The 3,603-nt window shown below is 70.3% G+C and carries 3 protein-coding genes; 2 read left to right on the forward strand and 1 reads right to left on the reverse strand.

Features of this window, described 5'->3' with window-relative positions; translation table 11 throughout:
• Positions 1 to 258: 258 nt before the first annotated feature.
• Complete coding sequence (locus ACTUAL_RS01590; RefSeq protein WP_218181571.1) at positions 259 to 732, reverse strand: MarR family winged helix-turn-helix transcriptional regulator; 474 nt, start codon at positions 730 to 732, stop codon at positions 259 to 261.
• Positions 733 to 840: 108 nt separating this feature from the next.
• Here ACTUAL_RS01590 and ACTUAL_RS01595 point away from each other — a divergent pair, with 108 nt between their 5' ends.
• Positions 841 to 1,446, forward strand: coding sequence for an FMN-dependent NADH-azoreductase (locus ACTUAL_RS01595; protein ID WP_096491770.1), 606 nt, complete (start codon positions 841 to 843; stop codon positions 1,444 to 1,446).
• 997 nt (positions 1,447 to 2,443) lie between these two features.
• Entirely contained in the window at positions 2,444 to 3,439 is a 996-nt protein-coding gene (locus ACTUAL_RS01600; protein WP_440899008.1) for a tetratricopeptide repeat protein, read from the forward strand.
• Positions 3,440 to 3,603 lie beyond the last annotated feature (164 nt).

Consider the following 3,603-nt stretch of genomic DNA (forward strand, 5'->3'; position numbering starts at 1 on the left):
CGTGCGGGCGCGCTGGACCGGCGGCGTGGCGGACGAGCGCCGGGCAGCCGTGTCGAGCCGTCCTTAGCGTCGCACGGTGCCTTCGGTCCTGTCCCCGAGAAGGGTGAAAACGACGAGACCGGAGCGTGCCGTGGCGACCCCGTTGCGTATCGGCTGTGCGTGAGAATGCGCTACTAGCTCTCACCTGTTCGGTGGATTATTACACCCGAATGGTGGAGCGTGCCGTGTACGTACGGTGCAGCTGGGGCGTTCTTGAGGTCAGAGGCAGGAGCCGCTGTCCGGGGTGCCCCGCTCGGCGCTGATCAGTCGGTGCAGCAGCGCCTTGAGCAGGTTCGCCTCGACCGGGCTCAGGTCGGCCGTGAACTCCGCCTCGACCGCCCCGTGCACCACCGCGACGTCCCGCTGCACGGCGCGCCCCTGCTCGGTGATCGAGGGGGTGCGCACGCGGCGGTCGTTGGGGTCCGGCTTGCGCTCCACCAGGCCCGCCCGCTCCAAGCGGTCGAGCTCGGCGGTCAGCGTCGTCTTGTCCAGGCCGAGCATGTGGCCGAGCGAGAGCTGGGTCCGGGTGCAGCTGTGGCTCACGAGCGCGGTGAGGATGACCTGCCCGCGGGTGCTGACGCCGTGCTTGGCGGCGACCTCCTGCGCGGTCGCGTTCAGCTTCTGGGCGGCGCGGTGCAGCAGCCAGTTCAGGTCTTCGCCGCGGCTGTCGGTCTGGGGCGCGGTGAGGTCCATACCCGTGGATGGTACCCCCACGTTCGGATGATCCGCCCCGATATCTTCTTGACTCGGAACGTTTCTCCTCGTAACGTCTGCCCCAGGAACTTCCGAGAGGGGATCGAAATGCTGCTGCACATCGACACGAGCCTGCGCACCGAGGGCTCGGTGTCCAGGGAGGTCACCGCCGCGTTCGCCGACGCCTGGCGACAGGCCCACCCCGGCGCCGAGTACGCCTACCGCGACCTGGGCGTCAATCCGCTGCCGCACCTCGACGCGGCGGCGCTGGCCAGCCGGATGCGCGGCGAGGAGAGCCCGCTGGCGCGCGAGCTGGGCGCCGAGCTGGAGGCGGCGGACACCGTGCTCCTGGGCACCCCGATGTACAACTTCACGATCACGTCGTCGCTGAAGGCGTGGCTGGACTGGGTGACCCAGAGCTCGTACATGGCCGACCGCGAGACGGGCAGAGGCGCCCTGAGCGGCAAGCGCGTGGTCGTGGTGACCGCCAGAGGCGGCTCGTACGCGCCGGGCACCCCGAGGGAGGGCTTCGACTTCCAGGAGCCGTACCTGAAGGCGGCCTTCAGCCTGATCGGCCTCCACCACGACCTGGAGTTCGTCCACGCCGAGATGACCAACGCCAACCTGGTCCCGGACCTGGCCCAGTTCAAGGACCTGGCAGCCACGTCCCTGGCCGAGGCCCACCGCAACGCCCGCACCCTGGCAGCCGCCTAACCCACCCCACCCACCGCGCACCCACCGCCACCGCCTGGCCACCGCCTGGCCATCGCCACCGCCTGGCTGCCGCCACAGCTTGGCCGCCACCACTGCCCGGCTACCGCTACAGCTTGGCTACCGCCTGCGCCTGGCTACGGCCTGGCCACCGCCACCACCCAGCCGCCATCCGTCGCGCAACTGCTGCCACCACTGCGGTTGCTACCACTGCCACCACCACCATGGTTGCCACCGCAGCCGCCATCCACCGCACAGCTACGACTGCGGTTACCGCCCGCCGCCACCCAACGCCCCAACTGCCACCACAACTACGTCTGCCACCCCGTCCACCGCCCACCGCCCACTACTCGCTACCCGGCTGCCACCTACCCGGCTAACGCCGTCACCCCGTTTGCCGTCCGCTGCGCGGCCACCGCCCATCGCCGCGTTTGCCGCTCACAACACGGTTGCCGCTGCCACCGCAGCCGCCAGTTGTCAGCCACAGAGCAAGCCGTTCACCAGCCGCCAGCTGCTCCTCAACTCGACCGCCGGTCCGATCTCCCGCGACCAATCACCTGGTCGCCAATCACCAAGCCACCGGTTGCCCAGCCGCCGTCTCGCCGGTTGGTCCTCCGCTCTGCCCAACACCGTCCTACTGTCCACATCTCTTCACCTCTCCTCTTCTTCCGTGCTCTCTCCTGCTGCGCCTCGTCCACGCCCCTCCCCGCTGCATCTCGTCCGCTCTCCGGACTTGGCACTATCGCTGCTGATCGCTACTGCCACTGCTGCTGCTGCTGGTGCTGGTGTTACTCACCGCAGCCTCAACTCCCGAAGGAGGTGTCGAACAACTCCACAACTGAATGAACGCACCAACCTCGTTGTCCGGTAAGGCATCCGGTGGTCCACCGGTCCGGATCCCGGTGTGGTGACAGCGGTTCACGACTGCGGGACCTGGGTGCATCGCCCATTGGTGTCGGTAGTGGCGCTGTCACACTGGGTGAGACCTCCGGGAGGTGCCATGTCCGAACCGATCACCGCGGTGCTCGTCCGGGCGGCCGAGTTGACCGCGAAGGGCTTGCCCTACAAGGCGATCGACCTGCTCCGCCCGGTGCTGGCGGTCAACCCGCGGCACGCGCAGGCGTGGTGCGAGCTGGCGGCTGCGCTCCTGGACGTCGATCAGCCCGATCCCGCGCTGTCGGCAGCGAAGCGGGCGTTGGTGCTGGACGGCGACCACTCGTGGGCTCAGCGCTTGGCGGCGCTCGCGCTGAGCGAGCTGGGGCGGCACCGGGAGGCGGTGGTGTCGGCTCGGGAGTGCGTGCGTCGCAAGCCGGGGGACTGGCGCTGCCTGGTGGTGCTGGCCGACGTGTTAGCCGCCGCGCCGGACGGCAGGCGGGAGGCGGTGGCCGTCGCGCGGGAGGCGACGCGGCTCGCGCCGGAGCAGGCCAGGACGTTCCAGGTGCTCGGTGACGCGGCGCTGCGCGTGGGCGACTGGGACACCGCCGAGCACGCCTACCGCACCTCACTGCGGTTGGACCCGGAGAACGAGGACGTCAGGGCCAACCTGGCCACGGCCTGGCGCAAGCGCGGCGGCAAACCCACCGCCTCGCCCGCGCACGAGTCGCTGACCAAGGCGCACGCCCTGATCTGGTCCGCGCTCACCAGGCTGGCCGCGCTGCTGTCGGCGGGCGACCTGCTCCTGCTGCGGGCAGGTATGCCCAAGCCGACCCCGGCGCTGGCCTACCGGGCGGCGGCGCTGGTGGGCGCGTGCGCGGTGCCTGTCCTGATCGTGCTCCTCCGCGCCCGCAGGGGCACCCGCCAGGCACTCCTGGCAGTCCCGCTGCACCGCCCGAAGGTGGCGCTGGCAGGCGTGGCGTTCACCGTGTCGACCACCATCCTCGTGGTGTGGACGGCCGGTCTGTTCCTGGGCGCGACCACCATGCAACCCCTCGTCCTGTCCTGGATCTTCGCCGTCCTCGGCGGCGCGGTAGTCGTCCTGAGCGGCAACCACCGCTAACCCACCAACCCCAACCCACCAGCACCAGAACCAGCACCACCAGCAGCAGAACCAGCAGCACGCAGCCCAACCCAGACCTGCCCCACCACTAGGCCCCAGGCACACCCGGCTCATGTTGCCTTCGCCCTGCCGCCCTGCCGCCCTGCCGCCCTGCCGCCCTGCCG

It is taken from the genome of Actinosynnema sp. (genome assembly GCF_052038725.1).